The following is a 20,843-nucleotide window of genomic DNA, read 5'->3' as shown; positions in this document are numbered from 1 at the left end:
GCACACTTTTCCGGATCATGCGTTACACTTGCTCAATGACGATGCTGTTGATCTCGTTCGCGACGTCGTCGAAGCGATCGGCCACCTTTTCGAGGTGGTCGTAGATCTCGACGCCGACGATGAAGTCCATTGCATTGCCCTCGCGATGCTTGAGGAACAGCTCCTTCAGACCGATGTCGTGGAGATCGTCGACCCGGCCCTCCAGCTTGCCGAGCTCTTCGGTGATGGCGGACAGCATGGCGACGTTCGGGCCGATCGATTGCATCAGCGGCAGCGCACGCCCGACCAGATTGGCGCACTCGATCAGGAGCCCGCCGATCTCGCGCATGGGAGGCTCGAAGGTGCGAACCTCGAACAGCATGACCGCCTTGGCCGTTTGCTGCATCTGGTCGATGGCATCGTCCATCGACGTGATGAGGTTCTTGATGTCGCCGCGGTCGAACGGGGTGATGAAGGTGCGGCGCACCGCCGTCAGCACCTCACGCGTGATGTTGTCGGCATCGTTCTCGAACTGGTTGACGCGCTGGCAATAGACCGGCGTCTCCTCGCCTCCATTGAGCATGCCCTGGAGCGCGATCGCCCCCTGGATCACCGTCTGGGCATGCCGGTCGAACAGGTCGAAGAACCGTTCCTCCTTGGGCAGGAACGCACGAAACCATCGCATCATGGGGATAGGCTACCGGTTGGAAATGGCCAGGCCCGAAGGGACCGTCACAAAACTGTCATAGACCATTTTCGATCCGCGCGCGTGTCATCTCACGCCCGCGGAGCCGGGTCATCCACCGCTTTCAAGCGACCTTTAAACTAATGTTAAATCAGATACTTAGAGCGATCGCCGGAAGTAATGCGCGATTTCGCCGATGACGCCCCGGCGGAACGTGAGCACACAGATCACGAAGATCGAACCCTGAATGACCGTCACCCACTGACCGAAGCCCGCCAGATATTGCTGCATGGCGATGATCACGAAGGCGCCGACCACCGGCCCGAAGATGGTGCCGAGACCGCCAACCAGCGTCATCAGCACGACCTCGCCCGACATCGTCCAATGCACGTCAGTGAGCGAGGCGTTCTGCGCCACGAACACCTTCAGCGCGCCGGCAAAGCCGGCCAGCGTCCCCGACAGGACGAACGCCAGGAACTTGTACTGGTCGGTGCGGTAGCCGAGCGAGATCGCGCGCGGCTCGTTCTCGCGGATCGCCTTCAGGACTTCGCCGAATGGCGAGTTGATGATGCGGAAGATCAAGAGGAAGCCGGCGAGGAAGCCCGCCAGCACGACGTAGTACAGCACCGTGGGCTTGGACAGATCGAAGACGCCAAACATGTGCCCCTGCGGAATGCCCTGGATGCCGTCCTCACCGTGGGTGAACGGGGCCTGGAGGTAGATGAAATACAGGAGCTGCGACAGCGCCAGCGTGATCATCGAAAAATAGATGCCCTGGCGGCGGATCGAGATGTAGCCCGTGATGATCGAGAGCACGAAAGCCGCGGCGATGCCGACGAGAATTCCGAGCTCGGGCGGCAACGCCCACACCTTCAGCGCATGCGCGCTGCAATAGCCGGCGGTGCCCAGGAACATCGCGTGGCCGAAGGACAGCAATCCGCCATAGCCGATCAGCAGATTGAAGGCGCAGGCGAGCAGCGCAAAGCACAGCGCCTGCATCACGAAGAACGGGTAGACTCCCGTGAACGGCACCGCTGCCAGCAGCAGCGCCATCATCACGAATACGATCATCTCGTCGCGCATCGCGCGAGGGGTTGTCGGCAGCGTGTCGTCCGTCAGGGTTGTCATGTCAGGCCGCCCTTCCCGTCAATCCCGTTGGCTTCACCAGGAGCACCAGCACCATCAGCACGAACACGACGGTGTTGGAGGCCTCGGGGTAGAAATATTTGGTCAGGCCCTCGATCACGCCGAGCGCAAAGCCGGTGATGATGGAACCCATGATTGATCCCATGCCGCCGATCACGACCACCGCGAACACGACGATGATGAGATCGGCGCCCATCAGCGGCCGCACCTGGTTGATCGGCGCCGAGAGCACGCCCGCGAGCGCGGCCAGGCCGACGCCGAGGCCGTAGGTCAGCGTGATCATGCGCGGCACGTTGATGCCGAAGGCGCGCACCAGCGTCGGATTTTCGGTGGCGGCGCGCAGGTAGGCGCCGAGTTGCGTCTTCTCGATCAGGAACCAGGTCGCAAGACACACGACCAGCGAGAACACGACCACCCAGCCGCGATAGACGGGCAAGAACATGAAGCCGAGATTCATGCCGCCCCTGAGCTGGTCCGGAATGGCGTAAGGCAGGCCGGAGGAGCCGAAATAGTTCTGGAACACACCCTGCACGATCAGCGCGATGCCGAAGGTCAGCAGCAGGCCGTAGAGGTGATCGAGCCCGGTCAGCCATTGCAGCATGGTCCGTTCCAGGATCATGCCGAAGATGCCGACAATGATGGGCGCCAGCAAGAGCGCCCACCAGTAGTTGATCCCGCCGAGGTTCAGCAGGAAATAGGCGACGAAGGCGCCCATCATGTAGAGCGCGCCATGGGCGAAATTGATGATGTTGAGCATGCCGAAGATTACGGCGAGCCCGAGACTGAGCAGCGCGTAGAACGAGCCGTTGATCAGTCCCACCAGTAGCTGAGCGAATAGAGCCTGCATCGATCCCGCACCCGGTCCCAATTATCTCGTTCGGCTTGCGTCGAAGAGGCCGCCAGCGTCTCTCGAACGCCGACGGCCGCAAGCCATGTTTACTTCTTCACCAGCGGACAGGCGCTCTCCGAGAGCGGCCTAAAGGCCTTGTCCGCCGGGGTCGTGCCGACCAGCTTGTAGTAGTCCCAGGGTGCTTTCGATTCCGAAGGCGCCTTCACCTCAAAAAGATATGCAGGATGCAGTGCACGGCCGTTCGGCTCGATGCTTCCTTTGCCGAACAACGGATCGTCGGTCGGCATCTCCTTCATCTTCGCGACCACCTTGGCACCATCGTGCGGATTTCCGCCGAGGGCCTCGAGCGCCTTGAAATAATGCAGCAGGCCGGAATAGACGCCCGCCTGGACCATGGTCGGCATGGCCTTGTTCTTCGCACGCTCGGCGAACCGTTTCGCAAACGCCCGGGTCTGATCGTTCATATCCCAGTAGAACGTCGAACTCAGATTCAGGCCTTGCGCGACATTGAGACCGAGCGAGTGGACGTCGGTGAGAAACAGCAGGAGGCCCGCCAGCTTCTGACCGCCTTTGACGATGCCGAATTCCGCAGCCTGCTTGATCGTGTTGGTGGTGTCGCCGCCGGCATTGGCCATGCCGATGATCTTCGCCTTCGATGCCTGGGCCTGGAGAAGGAAGGAGGAGAAATCAGCGTTATTCAGCGGCGCCTTGACGTCTCCGAGAACCTTGCCGCCGGCTGCCTTGACGACTGCCGCAGTGTCGCGCTCGAGCGCGTGACCGAAGGCATAGTCGGCCGTGATGAAAAACCAGGTATCGCCGCCGGCCTTCACCAACGCCTCCCCCGTGCTGTGTGCCAGCATGTACGTATCGTAGGTCCAGTGCACGGTATTGGGCGTGCACTGCGCGTTCGTGAGATCGGACGTCGCCGCGCCCGAATTGATCATGACCGAGTTCTTTTCCTTCACGACGTTATTGACCGCCAGCGCCACGCCGGAGTTCAGCACATCCATGAAGACGTCGACCTTCTCCACGTCGATCCATTGCCGCGCAATCGCGGTGCCAATGTCAGGCTTGTTCTGATGGTCGGCCGAGATCAGATCGACCTTCCAGCCCTTGGTGGCAAGCTTGGAATCCTCGATTGCCATCTGTGCGGCCAACGTCGAGCCCGGGCCGCCAAGGTCGGCATAGAGGCCGGAATTGTCGGTCAAGACACCGATCTTGACGGTCTTGTCCTGCGCGAGAGCGCCGCCGGTCGCGGTAAGCGCCAGCGCCGTGCCGAGCAGGAATGCAGCGATTGACCTGGTGTGCATGCGGCTTCTCCTCAAAGTTCTTGGTTGGTGAAATTTCCGATCGCCCTAGACACCCAGATAGGTGTGGAGCTTGTCCATGTTGGCGGCAAGCTCGGCGTTGGAAAACCCGTCAATGATCTTGCCGTGCTCGACCACGTAATAGCGGTCCGCGACGGTGGACGCGAACCGGAAGTTCTGCTCGACGAGGAGGATCGTGAAACCCTCCTTCTTGAGCCGTGCAATGGTGTGGCCGATCTGCTGGATGATGACGGGCGCGAGACCCTCGGTCGGCTCGTCCAGCATCAGGAAGCTCGCGCCGGTGCGCAGGATGCGCGCGATCGCCAGCATCTGCTGCTCACCGCCCGACAGCTTGGTGCCCTGGCTGCCCAGCCGCTCTTTCAGGTTCGGGAACAGCTCGAAGATCTGATCGAGCGGCAGTCCGCCTTCACGGACCACCGGCGGCAGCATCAGATTCTCCCGCACGTCGAGGCTGGAGAATATGCCCCGCTCTTCCGGGCAGAACGCGATGCCCATCCGCGCGATCTTGTCGGAGCTCGCGCGGATGATGTCCTGGTTGTTGAACTTCACCGAGCCCGAGCGCTTGCCGATGATGCCCATGATCGACTTCAGCGTGGTCGTCTTGCCGGCGCCGTTACGCCCGAGCAAGGTGACGACCTCGCCCGCGTTCACGTCGAAATTGATCCCGTGCAGGATGTGGGACTCGCCGTACCATGCTTCGAGGTTGCGGACCTGAAGGATGTTTCCGCCGCTCGCAGCCCTGGCCGGAGCCTCGCCAATCGCAGTGTCAGGCATGACCGGCTCCCAGATAGGCTTCCTTGACGCGCTCGTCCTTGGTGAGCTCGGAGTAATGGCCCTGCGCGAGCACCTGCCCGCGCGTCAGCACGGTGATGATGTCGGAAAGGTTGGCGACGACGCTCAGATTATGCTCGACCATGAGGATGGTGTATTTCGCGGAGATGCGCTTGATCAGCGCCGCGATCTTGTCGATGTCCTCGTGGCCCATGCCGGCCATCGGCTCGTCGAGCAGCATCATCTCTGGGTCGAGCGCGAGCGTCGTTGCGATCTCCAGTGCGCGCTTGCGCCCATAAGGCATCTCGATCGCGGGCGTGCCCGCAAACTCGCTGAGGCCGACATCGCTCAGCAGCTCGCGCGCGCGATCGTTGAAGCGATTGAGCACGGACTTGGAGCGCCAAAAATCGAACGAAGAGCCGTGCTGACGCTGAAGCGCGACACGGACGTTTTCCAGCGCGGTGAGATGCGGAAATACCGCCGAAATCTGGAACGAACGCACAAGACCCATGCGGGCCACGTCGGCCGGCGCCATCGCCGTGATGTCCTGCCCCTTGTACAGGATTTTTCCGGCTGACGGTTTGAGAAACTTGGTCAGGAGATTGAAGCAGGTCGTCTTGCCGGCCCCGTTCGGGCCGATCAACGCGTGAATGCTCCCACGGCGAACCTTGAGCGCAACGTCGCGGACCGCGAAGAAGCCCGCGAACTCCTTGGTCAAGCCTTCCGTTTCGAGAATGAACTCATCGGCCAAACAGATTTCCCCCTGCCCGCAAGGCGCGTGGCTGTCCTTGTTGCTTCGGCTGTCCGGAGGCCCTTGGGCCCACCCGGGGCGCCGCCTCCGGGCGCGGAATATGCCGGAGGTGACGGGGGTTAGGCAAGGTGGAAAGCTGAGCAGATCAAGCCTCCGGCTGGGGTACGAATGCTCCCTTAGTCGGAGATGCTTGATGCGTGCCTGCCCGGCCTTCCGGTTCGCAAGGCACCGGCCATCAAGCCGTCGTTAACGGTCTTTCGTTCCGTGCGCCAGCCTTCATCAAAAATTTTCTCGCAAGCGGGATCATGCGCGGGTCTTCACGTGCGGAGAATATTGCTTTGGACTTTGCAAGCGCCGCTCCCTCCGTCGTCAAGTCGATCCGGCAACGAGATCTCCTGAACACGTGGCTGCGACTTTATGCGCGCCAGCAGATCACGCCCGCGATCTGGGAGTACCAGCCTGCACGGCTCGAGGACGAGCTGTCGGATCTCATCTACTATACGGTGGAATTTTCAACGCCGACGCCCCGCCTCATCATCCAGAGCGAGGGTACGCGCATCTCGCGCGCCTATGGACATTCCGGCAAGGGCGTTCTGCTCGACGATTATGTCGGGCCGCGGCTCGTTCCGTTCGTGATGCCGATCTATCATGAATGCGTGACGCGCGGACTGCCCGTCTACAGCGTGGCCAACGTCGAGGACAGCTGCGGGCGCATCGTCGCCTATGAACGGCTGCTGCTGCCCTTCCAGACCGACGGGAGGGTCTGTCACGTCATCGCCTCGATCAAGACGTTCTGCGAGGACGGCGGCTTCGAGATCAAGAATCTGATGCGCGGAAATGACGCGCTGCCTCGCCCAAAGATGCGCGCAGTGATCGATCGCGAGCTGTTTCATCGCGCTCCCGGCCGCATTGCACCCGCCGAGGCGGTCGAGTTCTCCGACCAGCCGGATCCCGGCATCACCACCGAGATCATCGAGCTGAACTAGCAGTCAGCGCGCTTTGCCACCGACCTCCCTGGCATAGATGTCCGGCTTGAAGCCGACCAGCAGCTTGCTGCCGAATTCCAGCACCGGCCGCTTGATCATCGATGGTTGCGCTAGCATCAACGCCAACGCCTTCTTCTCGCTCAAGCCTTCCTTGTCGGAGTCGGGAAGCTTCTTGAAGGTCGTCCCGGCGCGATTGAGCAGAATCTCCCAGCCGACCTCGTCGCTCCACTGCTTGAGCCTGTCCTTCTCCACGCCCGCCGCCTTGTAGTCGTGAAACTCGTAAGCCACGCCATGGGCATCGAGCCAGGCGCGGGCCTTCTTCATGGTGTCGCAGTTCTTGATGCCGTAGATGATGTTGGGCAAGACGTTCCTCGCGCATGGCGTATCGTGATGGACGTGGCGTTGTACGAAACTCCGGTTCGCGCGACAATATTGCGAACGACGCCAACTCGCCGAACGGACATCCCATGCACGTCACCCACGATCCCGCAGCTGCCGCCTCGCCGACGATCGACTTCAACAGCTTCCTCGCGGTCGATGTCCGCGTCGGCACCATCGTCGACGCCAAGCCGTTTCCGGAGGCGCGCAAGCCGGCATGGCGGCTGTGGATCGATTTCGGCCCCGCCATCGGCGTGCGCAAGAGCTCGGCCCAGATCACTGAAAACCACCCACTCGATACCCTCGTGGGGCAACAGGTCGTGGCCGTCGTCAATTTCCCGCCGCGCCAGATCGGCCCAGTCGTCTCCGAGGTGCTGACGCTCGGCTTCCCCGATGCCAACGGCAAGGTCGTGCTGGTGCAGCCGAGCAGACCCGTGCCGAACGGCGGACGGCTGTTCTAGGATCACGGCCGCTTCGGAATGTTCAGCGCGCGTTGCACCGCCGGACGCGACAGCCCGCGTTCGAGCCAGTTGCCGACCGCCTTGAACCGGCTGAACTCGACGAGATCGCCGGCGCCATAGAAGCCGATGAGATTGCGCACCCAGCCAATCATGGAGACGTCGGCGATGGTGTAGTCGTCATCCATGAACCACTGCCGGCCGGAAAGATGCGTCTCCATCACGCCGAGCAGGCGCTTGGACTCATTGACGTACCGTTCGAGCGGCCGCTTATCCTCGAAATCCTTGCCGGCGAATTTGTGGAAGAAGCCGACCTGGCCGAACATCGGCCCGATGCCGCCCATCTGGAAGTGCACCCACTGGATGGTCTGGTAGCGGCGTGCGGCGTCGTCCGGCAGGAGCTTGCCGGTCTTCTCCGCGAGGTACTGCAGGATCGCCCCGGACTCGAACAGCGGCAGAGGCCTGCCGCCGGGGCCGTTGGGATCGAGGATCGCCGGAATCCTGCCGTTCGGATTGAGCGAGAGGAATTCGGCCGTCTTCTGGTCGTCCCTGCTGAAATCGACCAGATGGACCTCGTAGGGAAGCCCGATCTCCTCCAGCATGATCGAGACCTTGACGCCGTTCGGCGTCGGCAAGGAATAGACCTGAAGCAGTTCGGGATGTTTGGCGGGCCAGCGCTTGGTGATGGGAAAGGCGGACAGATCGGACATCGGCACTCCGGCTGCATTCGCGAGACGCCGCCCAATCTAGGCGAGCCGGCGAACGGCGCAAGGCGATACCGACTTCACAGGGACCATTGGCCGTGCTGCGCATCGTAGACGGACGAACATCGAGAAGCGCAAGACTGGATGACGAGCATGGCTCCGTGAAACCGAGCCGTAACGGTCGCGGGCATTTTGCAGGTGAAAGCGATCGAGAGGCTCGATCGGTTTCAAAAGTTGATCTCCATCCGCAAGCCGCGCGGATCGACCTCCTCGCCGCCGACACGCTGCGCGCTGTCACGTGCCGCGACCGCGCAGGCACAGGCGTCGATGAGATCGTCGCTGCCGATGCCGGTGCCGTGGCGTTGCGTCAGCCATCCCTGCAGTCGCGTGAAACCGCGCTGCGCCAGGAGCGCGGTGCGCTGCTCGCGGCCTTGCGCCGATGTCTTCCTCGCGAGACGTGCTCTCCCTGCCAGATTCCAGAAGATCAATTCCGGATGCGCCTCGCCGACGACCGCTTGCCGCGCCGGCGTCATGATCGCATCCACGTCCCGGATCTTGTCCCTGATGTTCCAGAGCTGGGCGGATACACCCCTGCCCGCCCCTTCGTGCTGCCAGTAGTGGCGGTTGGCAGTCGCCATATCGGGAAACGTCCAGAGGTCGCGGCGCGCACCGAGAAACACGGCGGGGCCGACCAGCTCGCGTGCACGCAGGTCGCAAGCGCGGTATCCGCGCGGATTCAATCCGATCGGCATGTCGATCATCGCGCGCGCATGCGGCATCGCGAGCAGGCGCGTCAGGCCCGGCGAATAGTCGAAGCCGTGATGGCCGCGCTCGTCGATCCAGGCTGCGACCCAGCCGAAGCGAAAACCATCGAGGCCGAGATAGTTTGGCAATCTATGGATTCCGATATCTGGAAGTCATCTCGGTCACCACTGCGCGGCGGTGTCCAATTCTTTTGGCGGTCAGCCTCCGATGGCCTGGTAAGCCAGGCGCTTGAACTCGAAGAAGAACGGATTCCAGAATCCCATGTAGCGCTGCGTCATCAGCACGCCGGCGGTGTCGGCCTCAGGACAGATCCACCAATGGGTGCCGGCAAGGCCGCCCCACTGGAATTCGCCGGTGGAGTTCGGGGGATCGAACGGCGTCGGCGCGAAGGTGACGGCGCCGCCGAGGCCAAACCCTTTTCCGGGGATCGGGCCGAGATTGGCAAAGCGGATGGTCTGGCCGCCGGGCAGTTGGTTCGTCATCATCTGCCGGAGCGTGTCCGGCTTCAACAGCGTATCCGAACCCGGCAGCAGCGCGCGGACCAGCGCCAGCATATCGGGCAAGGTCGAGACCAGACCGCCACCGCCCGACAGACGCGGCAATTGCCGCCGATAGGCCTGCGGATAAGGCAGATGGTCGGCCCGGGTGAGGCCAGGCTTCATGGGATCGAGCACATCGGTGCCATTGTAGAGCGCAACCAGCCGGCCTTGCTGCGCCTCCGGAACGTGGAAGCCGGTATCGGTCATGCCGAGCGGATCGAAGATGCGCAATTTCAGAAAGGCATCGAGCGCCTTGCCAGAGACGACCTCCACGACACGGCCGAGCACGTCGGTCGCCACCGAGTATTCCCAGGCCGTACCAGGGTGATAGGACAGCGGCAGCTCGGCGAGCTGGTCGATCAAGTCGGTGAGCGGCGTTAACGGATTGAGCACGCGCGCCTCGTTGTAGCCTTTGAACAGGACCGTGCCGGGATCGAAGATGCCGTAACTGAGACCGGAGGTGTGGGTCAGGAGCTGGCGGACCGTGATCGGGCTCTTCGCCGGCTCGACATCCGCAAGACCAGCCGCGCCTTGTTTGAGCACCTTGCGATTGCCGAGCTGCGGCAGGAATTTCTCGATCGTATCGTCGAGCCCGATCCGGCCTTCCTCGACCAGCAGCATGATCGCGCAGGTGACGAAGATCTTGGTATTGGAAAATGCGCGGAAGATGTGGTCGGGCCGAAGCGTCGTGTTCGCCTCGCAGTCGGCAAAGCCGACGCATTGCTGGTCGACCACCTCTCGCCCCCGCAGCACCGCCCAGGACGCACCGGGAATGATCTCCTGATCGACGTAACGCTGCATCGCCGTCCGCGCGGCGGAAAAATCTGTCGTCCTGGCGTCCATGTGTCTCCCCCAAATTCCGGTTGGGATGGATATAACGAGATTTCCCAGGATATGAAGCCCACCGCGCAGCTCAACCCTGCTTCATGAGCACGGTGACGTACAGGCGACGACGGATTTTCATTCCCTGCCGCTGGTACAGCGCAATCGCAGACGTATTGTTCGAAAACACGTGCAGGAACGGAATCTCGCCGCGCGCCTCGATCCGGCGCGCGACCGCCGCGAGCAGCGCCTGTGCATAGCCGCGCCCGCGATAGTCCGGGTGCACGCAGACGGCCGTCATCTCGACGAACTTTCCCGGCTTCATCCGCTCCCCCGTCATCGCAACCAATTCGCCGCCGGAGCGAATGCCGAGGAACGTGCCGAGTTCATGGGTACGCAGCGCAAATGGACCGGGCTTCGTCAGCTCAGTCAGTGCCATCATGGCCGGAACGTCGGCAGCACCCAATGTGACGATCTCGGCATCGCGAAGCGGACTGTCGGCGGGCGAGCCGATCATCTGCTCACCCGTCTCGGCGAGCACCACCTTGAAGCCGGAAGGAATTTCGACCGGCTCCGGCGTGAACAGCGCGGCGACCCGAGTGCCGGACAGTAGATCGCCGAGCGCGGCAAAGCTTGCAGCGGACATGTCGACCAGGTCGGCAAAGGGCGTCATGTCCACGGGGTAACGCAGCGCCCGCGGGCCACCTTCGGCCAGATGCTTCTGGCTCGTCGTCAGCGCGCTCCAGATCGGTCGATCCAGCAACGTCTCATCGCTGTCGGACACCGGCCTAGTCCTTGTCGAAGCTGACGATGACGGCGGCATTGGCGATGAGGATGGGATCGTTGGCCACTTCCGTGGCCGAGGGGATCTCCAGCCCGCCCTTGACGGCGTTGACGGTCACCGTGCCGTAAGGCAGCTCCTTGGCGACGGCTTCCTTGTCGACGCTTTCCGGATTGGGCACCGCGATCGTGACATCGACGAACATGTCGTTGGCGGTCTTGCCGATCATCCGGAAGAAGCCGAGACTGGAATGCCTGATGGCATCCGACACGGCGCGCTTGGCCGCCTTGGTGGCGTCCCTGCCGTGGACGTCGACGCCCATGCCCATCTCGGTGACGCAGCGAACACGTGTCATTTCATATTCCTGTGGTTGGTTGGTGACTGGAAGTGTGGGCGATCGGGATCCACGGCGCAAGTGCGGTTGCTCTCTCGTATCCCGGACGCGTTGCAACGCTCTTGGCGTTGCTGCGCAGAGCCGGGACCCAGGACGCCACAGAGCTCGCTGATGCATGGGCCCCGGCTCTGCAGCGCACCGCCAAAGAGGCGCTGCGCCGCGTCCGGGGCACGAGACCGTAGCTCTCACGCCTTCGATTTCTCGTGCATCCGCAGCTCGTCGACGAGCACGCGCACGTTCTCCGAATAATCGATCGGAATCGAGACGAGGTGTACGCCGCCCTCCTTGAATGCCGCCTCCAGAGTGGGGACAAAGCGGTCGATGCTCTCGATCCGATGTCCTTTCGCCCCATAAGCCTTCGCGTAGAGAACGAAGTCGGGATTGCCAAAGGTCATGCCGTAATCGGCGAAATGATCGACGGCCTGTTTCCAGCGGATCATGCCGTAGGCGTTGTCCTCCAGCACCAGCACGACCAGATTGAGCTTGAGGCGGACGGCGGTCTCCATCTCCTGGCTGTTCATCATGAAGCCGCCGTCGCCGGCGACGGCGAGCACGCGGCGGTCGGGATAGAGCATCGCCGCCATCATCGCCGACGGCAGGCCGGCACCCATGGTCGCCAGCGCGTTGTCGAGCAGGAGCGTGTTGGCGACGCGAGTGCGGTAGTTGCGCGCGAACCAGATCTTGTACATGCCGTTGTCGAGCGCGACGATGCCGTTCTCGGGGATCACCTGGCGGATGTCGTGCACGATGCGCTGCGGCGTCGGTGGCCAGCGCGCCTCGGTGGCGCGATCGGCGATATGCCTCAGGATCTCTTCGCGTAGCGGGAGCAGCGCTGCGGCCTGCGGCAGCTTGCCTTCGAGCCGATCCGCCAGCAGCTCCAGGCTCGGGCCGACGTCCCCGACGACCTCGGCATCGGGAAAATAGACCTGCTCGACGCTCGCCGGCGTGTAGCTGACGTGAATGACCTTCGGGCCCGACGGGCCCATGATGAAGGGCGGCTTCTCGACGGGATCGTGGCCGATGGCGACGATCAGGTCGGCGGCGTCGATCGCGTCGTGGACATAATCGCGCTCCGACAACGCCGCAGTGCCCATGTAGAGATTGGTGCCGCCGGGTACGGTGCCCTTCCCCATCTGCGTGGTGAAGAACGGAATGCCGGTCCGCCGCACGAAGCTGGCGATACCGTGGGTCGCGCGCGGCCGGCTGGTCGCAGCCCCCATCATCACCAGCGGGTGTTTCGCGGCTATGATCATCTCGGCGGCGCGGTCGAGCGCGGCGCGGTGCGCGACGGGGATTTCGATCGGATGGACCGGGATCACAGGGACATCGGGCACTTCATCACCGGCGATATCTTCGGGCAGTTCGAGATGCACCGGCCCCGGCCGTTCCTCCATCGCCACACGAAAGGCATCGCGCACCACCGTCGGAATGCTGGAGGCACTGACGATCTGCCGCGACAGCTTCGTGAGCGGCTTCATGGTCGCGACCACGTCGACGATCTGGAAACGGGCCTGCCGGCTGCTCATGATCGGCTTCTGGCCGGTGATAAGGATCATCGGCATCGCACCGAGATGCGCATAGGCGGCGCCGGTTGACAGGTTGAGGGCACCGGGGCCGAGCGTCGACAGACATACGCCGGGCTTGCCGGTCAGCCGCCCATGCGTGGCGGCCATGAAGGCGGCGGCCTGCTCGTGGCGGGTCAGGATCAGCTCGATCCTGGAGGTGCGGAGCGATTCCACCAGATCGAGATTCTCCTCGCCGGGGACGCCGAAGATGCGATCGACGCCCTCGTTTTCGAGCGCCGCGACAAACAGGTCCGATCCCTTTGCCTTGCGTTCCTGCCCGCTCAATGTCGCCTCCGCTTGTTGTAGACCCGAACTCCCCGCGCGGGCGCATGGTAGCGGCTCGCGGCACGGGAACAACTCACAATGAGGCGCGCAACCGCAAGCTCTATCGGCTCTCGCTCAATTGACAGATCCTGATATCTGACTAAAGTCAGACATCATGCTCGATGCCGTCTCCCGCGTCCGCCGCTTCAACCGGGCCGTCACGTCTGCCGTCGGTGCGCTCGATACCTCGTTCCTCGGGCGGGGCCGTCCGCTCGGGGCGGCGCGCGTGCTCAATGCGATCGGGCACGGGCGCTCGGACGTGGCGGAAATCCGCGACTATCTCGGTCTCGATTCCGGATTGATGAGCCGCCTGCTGCGCAGCCTCGAGGACGAAGGCCTGGTCGAGACCACCGCGCGCGAAGACGATGCGCGCCGGCGGACGGCAAAGCTCACGCGGACGGGCCGTCGCGAGTTCGCGGCCTACGAGGCGCTGTCGAACGCCCAGGCCGAAGGCCTCCTCGCGCAACATTCGCAACGCGAGGCGCTGCTGGCGGCGATGGACCTGATCGCTTCCGCGCTGACGCGCGAGCGAATTGCGCTGGACGAGATGGATCCGCGGCGCGAGGAAGCGCGCTACTGCCTCGGCGAATACTATGCCGAGCTCGGCCGCCGCTTCAGCCAAGGCTTCGACGTTTCGCTGTCGCGCGATCCCGATGCCAAGGACATGCGCCGTCCGCGCGGCACCTTCATCGTCGCGACGTCGGATAGCCTGCCGATCGGCTGCGTGGGTTTGAAGGGAACCGATCACGGCTATGCCGAGATCAAGCGGCTGTGGGTGGCGCCTGCCGCGCGCGGATTGCGGCTCGGCCGGCGGCTGATGGACGCGGCCGAGAGCGCGGCGCGGGAACTCGGCATCACGCTGCTGCGGCTCGACACCAACAGTGCGCTGCCCGAAGCCGGTCAGCTCTATCGCAGCACGGGCTGGCGCGAGATCCCCCGCTTCAACGATGATCCCTATCCGGACCTCTTCTTCGAGAAACGCCTCTGAGCTGGACCGGTGCGCGATCCTCGTGCGTTATGGTCGAAGCCGCAGGAGCTTCGATATGATGAGAGACGACCTTGCCGCCATCTATCGCGACTACGTCGCCTGCCTGAACCGGCGGGACTGGCCGGCCCTTGGACAATTCGTGCATGAGGAAGTCGTCCACAACGCGCAGCCTCTCGGACTGGCGGGCTATCGCGCGATGCTGGAACGAGACGTTCGGGAGATCCCGGATCTGCAATTCCACATCGAGATGCTGATCTCCGATCCTCCCCGCATCGCCGCCCGACTGAAGTTTGATTGCGCGCCACCCGGGACATTCCTCGGCCTTGCGGTCAATGGGCAGCGCGTGTCCTTCGGCGAAAACGTGTTCTACGAATATCGCGACGGCAAGATCCGGCAGGTCTGGTCGGTGATCGACAAGGCCGCGATCGAGGCGCAGCTCTGACGCCGCGCCTCGATCCGGAGCTCACGCCGCCGCCGCCGCCACGTCACCTTGCGGCTTTGCGAAGGGGCGGAACGTCATCGCCATCAGGAAGGCACCCAAGCCCATCGCCCAGGAGGCGATGTAGAGCCAAGCATAGCTCGAGAAGGCGTCATAGATCAGGCCGCCGGCGAGCGGGCCGGTCGCCATGCCGAGGCTACCGGCCATCGCGGTGCCGCCGATCACCGTGCCCATCATCCTGAGCGGGAAATTCTCGCGGATGAGAACGGCGTAGAGCGGCATGGTGCCGGCATAGATGAAACCGAAGATCGCGCCGACCGCATAGAACGTCGTGAGCTGATGCGCGAAGACATAGGCGAGCGCGCCGAACGCCTGCAGCAGGAGGCCCGAGACCAGCACGCGCTTGGCGCCGAAGCGGTCGCCCATCAGGCCGAAGGCGATGCGTCCGCCGAGGCCGGCAAACCCCTCGACGCTGTAGATCGTCACCGCCGCGACCAGCGGGATGCCGCAGCTCACGGCATAGCTGACGGTGTGGATGATCGGGCCGGAATGGGTCGCGCAGCAGAAGAAGTTGGTGGCAAGCAGAATGAGGAATTGCGGCGAGCGCAGCGCATCGCCCATCGACATCTCGCCTGGCGCAGCGCCCTCGCCCGCCGGTGCGGCCGCTGCATGCTCAAGCGCAGGCGGACGGCGCACCAGGAACGAGACCGGGATCATGATGGCACCGATCACGAGCGCGATGATCTGCATCGAGGTGCGCCAGTCGTGGCCGGAGACGAGCCAGGCCGCCAGCGGCGACATCGTCATCGGCGCCATGCCCATGCCGGCCGAGACCAGCGACACCGCGAGGCTGCGGTTGGTGTCGAACCAGCCGGTGACGGTCGCCATCATCGGCGCGAAGATCGCGGCACATGAGGCGCCGACGAGAAGGCCGAACACGATCTGGAACACGAGAAGCGAGGTCGCGTGGCTCGCCGCGAACAGGCTGAGCGCCAGCACGGTCGATCCCGTCAGCACCACCGGCAGCGGCCCGAACCTGTCCGTCGCCGTGCCCCAGGCCATGCTGGTGAAAGCCATCGCCAGAAAGCCGATCGTCATCGCGCTGGAGATTCCGGTCACCGACCAGCCGGTGTCCTTGGCGATCGGCTGCAGGAACACCGGCAGCGAAAACATGCCTCCGATCGCGACGCAGCCGAGCAAGCCACCGGCGGCGACAATCACCCAGCGATAGTTGGAAGAAATCATTTCGGCCTCCGTCAGGTCTGTCTCACGTGGAAGACGAACGGGAACAGCACCGGCCGACAAGAGTGACGTCATTTTTGCCGCACGCTTTTGTGACCTGAAGCAAAAATGAAAAAACAACCCCATGCACAGTAGCCGGCACCAGCGGGATCAATGACTTACGAGGACGGTCATTTGCGATGTCAGGCGCGATTTGACCTGTCGGGCAAAACACCGGCATAGTGGCATCTTCCCCATTTGACAGCATCGCGCCCTAGAGTCCGACGCCGGACACCGCAGCGCCGCGCTCGGTCAAGCCTCGAACAAGGCCTTGACGTCGTCCTCGGTGAGCGCCGAAGCGATCTGTCCCTCGCGTTCGAACAGGCTGTCGGCCAGAGCCCGCTTTCGGGCCTTGAGCTCGTCCATCTTCTGCTCGATGGTGCCGGCAGCGACCAATCTGTAAACGAACACCGCCTTGTCTTGCCCGATCCGGTAGGCACGATCGATGGCCTGCTCCTCGACGGCGGGATTCCACCAGGGATCGAAGATGATCACGGTGTCCGCGGCGGTGAGATTGAGGCCCACCCCACCCGCCTTCAGACTCACGAGGAACACGTCCGCCGCTCCGTTCTGAAAGGCTTCGATCGCTGTCTTGCGGTCCTTGGTATCGCCGGTGAGGAGGCTGTAATGCACGCCGTCGGCGTCGAAGCGGCGCCGGATAAGATCGAGCATGGAGGTGAACTGGGAGAAGACGATGATCTTCCGGCCCTCGCTCAGCAGCTCCGATACCATCTCGATCAGACGCTCGAGCTTAGCCGACGGCCGCTCCACGCCGTCCCGCAACTTCAGCAGCGCCGGATCACAACAGGCCTGCCGCATTCTCAGCAGGGCCTCCAGCACCACGATGTGGCTCTTCGCCAAGCCACGCTCTGCGATGGCCTGGCGAACCCTGCGCGACATCGACAGCCGTATCGAGTCATAGAGGTCGCGCTGCGGCTCTTCGAGCGCGATCGTCTCCAGGATCTCGCTCTTGGCAGGCAGTTCCGTGGCCACTTCAGTCTTGGTCCGGCGCAGCAGGAAGGGCCTGGTCCGCTGCGCTAGCGCTGCGGCACGAACCTTGTCGCCACGCTTCTCGATCGGCGTGCGCCATTGGCGCGAGAACGTCGCCTTATCCCCGAGATAGCCCGGATTTGCGAAGCTCATGATCGACCACAGCTCGCCGAGATGATTTTCCATCGGCGTGCCGGTGAGACAGAAGCGGTGCGCTGCCTTGATGTCGCGCAACCAGCGCGTGGTGGCAGCGGCGGGATTCTTGACGGCCTGCGCCTCGTCCAGCACGGCGATGTGCCATTCCCGCGTCAGAAGCACCTCCCGGTCCCGCGCGATCAAAGGATACGTCGTCAGCACGAGATCATGCTCGGCAACGGCCGCGAACTTCTCCTTGCGGGCTGGCCCCTGGAGCACGAGCACCTTCAAATCCGGAGCGAATTTCTGCGCTTCGGCCGACCAGTTGGTCATCAGGCTCGTCGGCGCGACGACCAGCACGGGGCTGGTGAGCCGCCCCCGCTGCTTTTCCAGCATGATCAAGGCCAGAATCTGAATTGTCTTGCCAAGGCCCATGTCGTCGGCGAGGACGCCGCCCAATCCGCTCTCGCGGAGCAGATCGAGCCATGCCACACCCTGGGCTTGATAGGGCCGAAGCGTCGCGCGAAAGGTCGGCGGAAGTTCAGGCACGGTCAATCCCCGTACCCGAAGCAGGCTGGCGAGACGACGGAGATTATCGGCGCCGCGGAAAACGAAACTCTCGTTCTCCACTCCCAGCAGCGGAACGACCTCCGCTTGCGACAGCCTGATCTGCTTCGAACCATCGGCGAGAGTACCGTTCAGGTGCAAACCATGCAGCGCCAGCACCAACGGAAGGAAGCGATCGGCGGCCAGCGCCAGCTTGCGGCCGTCGGTCAGCGGCAGATAAAATCGATCGCCCTTTTCAGCGAGTTGTCTCAACCGGTCTGGCGTGAAGTCGGGCGCCGAGACCAGCGCGGCCACGTGCGGGGCAAGGTCGTGGCGCTTGCCGTCGATGTCGATGCCGAGCGCGAGCTCGAACCAGTCGATGCCGCTCGATTCAATCGCGGCATCGAAGTCGCCCGAGGAGTCCGCGAGCCGGAACGGAAAATCCTCGTCGACCACAATCTCGAAGCCTTCCGATCGCAACTGCTCGGCATGCTGGGCGAGAAAATCGAACCAGCCGCCCTGGTCGGTCAGCGTGAGATCCGCGGCATGACGGTAATCGAGCATCGGCAGCGCCGCCCTCGCATCACGAAGACCGATATCTGCCAGCCGCTTGCATGCCTGCTTTTCCTTGCCTTGTCGCCGCGCGATCGCGAACAACTTGCCGGCTTGAAACAGCTCCACCCGGCTCGCTCGCTGGGTTGGATCGATGTCGAACCCGCCATAGCGGAATCCCAGGCTGGCGACGGCCGCCGGCCCGCGCTCTTGCGTCCCGCCGCGAGAGTGGAAGTAGTAGCTCGCGAGGTGACCTTGCCGCAGCCGCAGCACCGGACGAGGGTCCTCTTCGATCGTTACCGCGACAGTCGGCGGCGCCGGCAGGAGGCCATGATGAAGCTCGGGCAGCTTCTGACCGAGCCGGCGCGAGACCTCCTCCACCTGCGCGCGCGGAATGGCGGGAGCTGACAGTATCTGGAAGGCCAGTCGTGGCGGCACGCCCAGCTGCACCGGTCCGATCAGCCCGGACGCCACATCGACATAGACCGGCGGCTCGGCGTTGAGAGCGACCGCTGCCGCGACGGCGAGACGAGGTGTGAGGCCGCGTTTTCCAAACTGCTGCCATTCGAGCCGGCCTTCGCGCGCGTCTCCCCACTTCAGCGGCGCGCCCTTGTGGTCGCGCCAGAACGCCCGTCCGGTCGCCACGATCCGCTGCAGCAGTTCCTCCGGATAAGGTCCCTGCTCGTAATAGCTCCGGGCGCCGGCCGCCACTTGCGTCATGATGTCGACGTCGACATCGCGGAAGTATTTCGGCGCCCGCTCAGGCTTGAACTCGTGGAGGCTGGGGCTGGTATAATTATCGGCGAAGCCGCCGTCCTTGAGGACGCGGACGGACCGCAAGGACAGTTCCAGCCGCGGCATTGCGTGATCGGAGGGCTCCAGGCAATACAGCAGGCACTGGCTCTGATCCCCACCGCTGCCTCGTGCCGCCCGGCCGACACTGTCGATCCAGCTGTTGAGCTCGGACGAGAGAACCGGAGGTGCCGAGGGGACGCTGTGGACGGCTTGTGTGTGCGTTGCCGGGGCCTCCTTCCCGCTCAGCGCCTCGAGCAGGGTTGCGGCGACATGCTTGCAATTGTAGTCCATCGGACAACTACAATCGCCATCGAGGTCGGTGAGCTCGTCACCGCTGAACCGCAACAGGATGTCGACGCGATATCTGTTGGCTCCGCTGCCGCGCACTTGCGCGCTGACGTGCTTCAGGTCGGCGCTGACGTTCACGTTCGAGACGCGGCCCTGGGCCTGATAGGCGACCGCCTTTTCCATCGCCGACCGGCTGAAGTAATTGTAGATCGACTTGCGCTTGAGAACGTCCGAGAGCACGTGCAGCAATTCCAGGATCCGGTTTTGAGCTTTCAGCATAGCCGCTCTGCCCGGGTCGTTGTAGCCGCAACGTCCCGGTTCCCCACAGTCCGCCGCTCCTGCGTTCTCAAGGGCTTGCCGGCCATGGATTGATCCTCTCGACGGCGCGAGGCCTCGCCGAGGCCTGACGCCATCGGTGATTTGACACTTCGGGCAAAGCACCTGCACAATCCCATCATGCCAAAGATCGACATCGCTGCCGTGCCGGCCCGCAAGGGCTCGGGCTATCCGGCGCCCTTCAACGCGCCTTGCGCCGAGCGCATTCGCAAGCGGCTCGGCGATGCCGGAAGCTTGTCGGATTTCGGGGTCAACCTGATGCGCCTGCCGCCGGGCGGCTGGTCGAGCCAGCGGCACTGGCATTCGCATGAGGACGAGTTCGTCTACATCCTCGAAGGCGAAGTGACGCTGGTCGAGGATGATGGTGAAACCGTGCTGCGCGCCGGTGATTGCGCGGCCTTCCCCAAGGCAAGTGGCAACGGCCATCAAATGATCAACAGGTCGAGCGTGACGGCGGTTTATCTCGAAGTCGGCTCGCGCTCGCAAGCCGACCTCATCACCTGTTCCGACATCGACATGATGAGTCCGGCGTCCGACGGCCGCTTCCTGCACAAGGACGGCACGCCTTATCCTGACGCGTGAAGCGTCTGGATCAACGCCTCACATGGCCGCGCTGCGGCGCCACGTGCTCACGGTCAGCCAGACCGCCGAGACCAGGAAGTAGAGCGCGCCGACCGCAGCGTAGCCCGCGACATTCGCAATCGAAGGCACCGCAGGCATCGAGGCCTGGAAGATGAAGAAGCCGCCCGCCAGGGCCGACTGGCCACCGCTGAGCACCATGGCCCACTGCGCGCCGAAACGCTTCCAGCGCCGCACAGCCGTGCCGAGCTGGAGCACTCCGGACAGCATGGCCCAGGTCCCGAAGATTCCGAGCACCCAGTTCATGCTCACCTGCAAGGCCAGGACGACCGCGATGGTCGTCGCCAGGCTGACCAGCACGTTCAGTCCCTGCGTGCGGTTCTGGCTCAACCCGCCGCTGCAGAGCGCGTCGAGATAATTGGCCGCGGCATCCCATGCCGGATAGGCGACGAGCAGCGCCGCTGCGATCACCGTCGACGAGGGCGCGATCGCGAAGGCCGCAATCACCCAGGCGACGGAAAACGCGGCACGCAGGAAGTAGTAGTGTTTCAGCCATTGCGCCTGGTCGGCCGCGCCAAAAACCATCTCGCCATCTTTCATAGTCTTCTCCATACCTACTAGTTGGTAGTTTTGCGCGCGAAACAGAAAGCCCGAGCCGCCCTGACCGGCATCACCCGTGTCGACCTCG

The 20,843-nt window shown here is 63.5% G+C and carries 21 protein-coding genes; 5 read left to right on the top strand and 16 right to left on the bottom strand.

What is annotated here, in order from left to right; all coding sequences use genetic code 11:
* Positions 1 to 22: 22 nt before the first annotated feature.
* The 6 genes from XH87_RS17345 to XH87_RS17320 form a co-directional block, all read right to left on the bottom strand.
* Complete coding sequence (locus XH87_RS17345) at positions 23 to 667, bottom strand: DUF47 domain-containing protein (protein ID WP_035705973.1); 645 nt, start codon at positions 665 to 667, stop codon at positions 23 to 25.
* 156 nt (positions 668 to 823) lie between these two features.
* Positions 824 to 1,792: a branched-chain amino acid ABC transporter permease gene (locus tag XH87_RS17340; protein ID WP_158670017.1), complete on the bottom strand. Its 969-nt coding sequence runs from the start codon at positions 1,790 to 1,792 to the stop codon at positions 824 to 826.
* A gap of 1 nt (position 1,793) precedes the next feature.
* Entirely contained in the window at positions 1,794 to 2,657 is an 864-nt protein-coding gene (locus tag XH87_RS17335; protein WP_035705977.1) for a branched-chain amino acid ABC transporter permease, read from the bottom strand.
* A gap of 89 nt (positions 2,658 to 2,746) precedes the next feature.
* On the bottom strand, positions 2,747 to 3,970 hold the full coding sequence (locus XH87_RS17330; RefSeq protein WP_271588208.1) for an ABC transporter substrate-binding protein: 1,224 nt from the start codon (positions 3,968 to 3,970) through the stop codon (positions 2,747 to 2,749).
* Between the two features lie 45 nt (positions 3,971 to 4,015).
* Positions 4,016 to 4,762: an ABC transporter ATP-binding protein gene (locus XH87_RS17325; RefSeq protein WP_271588207.1), complete on the bottom strand. Its 747-nt coding sequence runs from the start codon at positions 4,760 to 4,762 to the stop codon at positions 4,016 to 4,018.
* Positions 4,755 to 5,510, bottom strand: coding sequence for an ABC transporter ATP-binding protein (locus XH87_RS17320; protein ID WP_035705986.1), 756 nt, complete (start codon positions 5,508 to 5,510; stop codon positions 4,755 to 4,757). Before XH87_RS17320 ends, XH87_RS17325 begins: the two co-directional genes overlap by 8 nt.
* A gap of 305 nt (positions 5,511 to 5,815) precedes the next feature.
* Between XH87_RS17320 and XH87_RS17315 the strand changes: the two genes are divergently transcribed.
* On the top strand, positions 5,816 to 6,496 hold the full coding sequence (locus XH87_RS17315; protein WP_271588206.1) for a hypothetical protein: 681 nt from the start codon (positions 5,816 to 5,818) through the stop codon (positions 6,494 to 6,496).
* Positions 6,497 to 6,499: 3 nt separating this feature from the next.
* Here XH87_RS17315 and XH87_RS17310 read toward each other — a convergent pair whose 3' ends face one another.
* The gene (locus XH87_RS17310) at positions 6,500 to 6,859 is read right to left on the bottom strand and encodes an ArsC family reductase (protein WP_271588205.1); all 360 of its coding nucleotides are present in this window, start codon (positions 6,857 to 6,859) and stop codon (positions 6,500 to 6,502) included.
* Between the two features lie 104 nt (positions 6,860 to 6,963).
* Here XH87_RS17310 and XH87_RS17305 point away from each other — a divergent pair, with 104 nt between their 5' ends.
* Entirely contained in the window at positions 6,964 to 7,335 is a 372-nt protein-coding gene (locus XH87_RS17305; RefSeq protein WP_271588204.1) for a tRNA-binding protein, read from the top strand.
* Positions 7,336 to 7,337: 2 nt separating this feature from the next.
* On the opposite strand, the gene XH87_RS17300 is transcribed toward XH87_RS17305, so the two are convergent.
* The 6 genes from XH87_RS17300 to XH87_RS17275 form a co-directional block, all read right to left on the bottom strand.
* A complete protein-coding gene (locus XH87_RS17300; RefSeq protein ID WP_271588203.1) occupies positions 7,338 to 8,042 on the bottom strand; it encodes a glutathione S-transferase family protein in 705 nt (234 codons plus the stop codon).
* A gap of 221 nt (positions 8,043 to 8,263) precedes the next feature.
* Positions 8,264 to 8,929, bottom strand: coding sequence for a DUF429 domain-containing protein (locus tag XH87_RS17295; protein ID WP_271588202.1), 666 nt, complete (start codon positions 8,927 to 8,929; stop codon positions 8,264 to 8,266).
* Positions 8,930 to 8,998: 69 nt separating this feature from the next.
* A complete protein-coding gene (locus XH87_RS17290) occupies positions 8,999 to 10,183 on the bottom strand; it encodes a serine hydrolase domain-containing protein (RefSeq protein WP_271588201.1) in 1,185 nt (394 codons plus the stop codon).
* Between the two features lie 70 nt (positions 10,184 to 10,253).
* Positions 10,254 to 10,946, bottom strand: coding sequence for a GNAT family N-acetyltransferase (locus tag XH87_RS17285; RefSeq protein WP_271588200.1), 693 nt, complete (start codon positions 10,944 to 10,946; stop codon positions 10,254 to 10,256).
* A gap of 4 nt (positions 10,947 to 10,950) precedes the next feature.
* Positions 10,951 to 11,298, bottom strand: coding sequence for a Lin0512 family protein (locus tag XH87_RS17280; protein WP_271588199.1), 348 nt, complete (start codon positions 11,296 to 11,298; stop codon positions 10,951 to 10,953).
* 224 nt (positions 11,299 to 11,522) lie between these two features.
* Positions 11,523 to 13,187, bottom strand: a complete 1,665-nt coding sequence (locus XH87_RS17275; RefSeq protein WP_271588198.1) for an acetolactate synthase large subunit — start codon at positions 13,185 to 13,187, stop codon at positions 11,523 to 11,525.
* 154 nt (positions 13,188 to 13,341) lie between these two features.
* Here XH87_RS17275 and XH87_RS17270 point away from each other — a divergent pair, with 154 nt between their 5' ends.
* A complete protein-coding gene (locus XH87_RS17270) occupies positions 13,342 to 14,214 on the top strand; it encodes a bifunctional helix-turn-helix transcriptional regulator/GNAT family N-acetyltransferase (RefSeq protein WP_035706011.1) in 873 nt (290 codons plus the stop codon).
* A 55-nt stretch (positions 14,215 to 14,269) separates the two neighbouring features.
* On the top strand, positions 14,270 to 14,656 hold the full coding sequence (locus XH87_RS17265; RefSeq protein ID WP_271588197.1) for an ester cyclase: 387 nt from the start codon (positions 14,270 to 14,272) through the stop codon (positions 14,654 to 14,656).
* A 21-nt stretch (positions 14,657 to 14,677) separates the two neighbouring features.
* Here the strand turns inward: XH87_RS17265 and XH87_RS17260 are convergent, their stop codons facing one another.
* Both XH87_RS17260 and XH87_RS17255 read right to left on the bottom strand, forming a co-directional pair.
* Entirely contained in the window at positions 14,678 to 15,898 is a 1,221-nt protein-coding gene (locus XH87_RS17260) for an MFS transporter (RefSeq protein ID WP_271588196.1), read from the bottom strand.
* Positions 15,899 to 16,186: 288 nt separating this feature from the next.
* Positions 16,187 to 19,519, bottom strand: coding sequence for a DEAD/DEAH box helicase (locus XH87_RS17255; protein WP_271588195.1), 3,333 nt, complete (start codon positions 19,517 to 19,519; stop codon positions 16,187 to 16,189).
* A gap of 177 nt (positions 19,520 to 19,696) precedes the next feature.
* On the opposite strand from XH87_RS17255, the gene XH87_RS17250 reads away from it, so the two are divergent.
* Positions 19,697 to 20,158: a cupin domain-containing protein gene (locus XH87_RS17250; protein ID WP_271588194.1), complete on the top strand. Its 462-nt coding sequence runs from the start codon at positions 19,697 to 19,699 to the stop codon at positions 20,156 to 20,158.
* An 18-nt stretch (positions 20,159 to 20,176) separates the two neighbouring features.
* Here the strand turns inward: XH87_RS17250 and XH87_RS17245 are convergent, their stop codons facing one another.
* Positions 20,177 to 20,755, bottom strand: a complete 579-nt coding sequence (locus XH87_RS17245) for a DUF308 domain-containing protein (RefSeq protein WP_271588193.1) — start codon at positions 20,753 to 20,755, stop codon at positions 20,177 to 20,179.
* Positions 20,756 to 20,843 lie beyond the last annotated feature (88 nt).

Source organism: Bradyrhizobium sp. CCBAU 53415, assembly GCF_028128735.1.
In the GTDB taxonomy this organism is placed as follows: Bacteria; Pseudomonadota; Alphaproteobacteria; order Rhizobiales; family Xanthobacteraceae; genus Bradyrhizobium.
The sequence above is the reverse complement of the archived record's forward strand: the minus strand, read 5'-3'. Positions and strand labels throughout refer to the sequence as shown.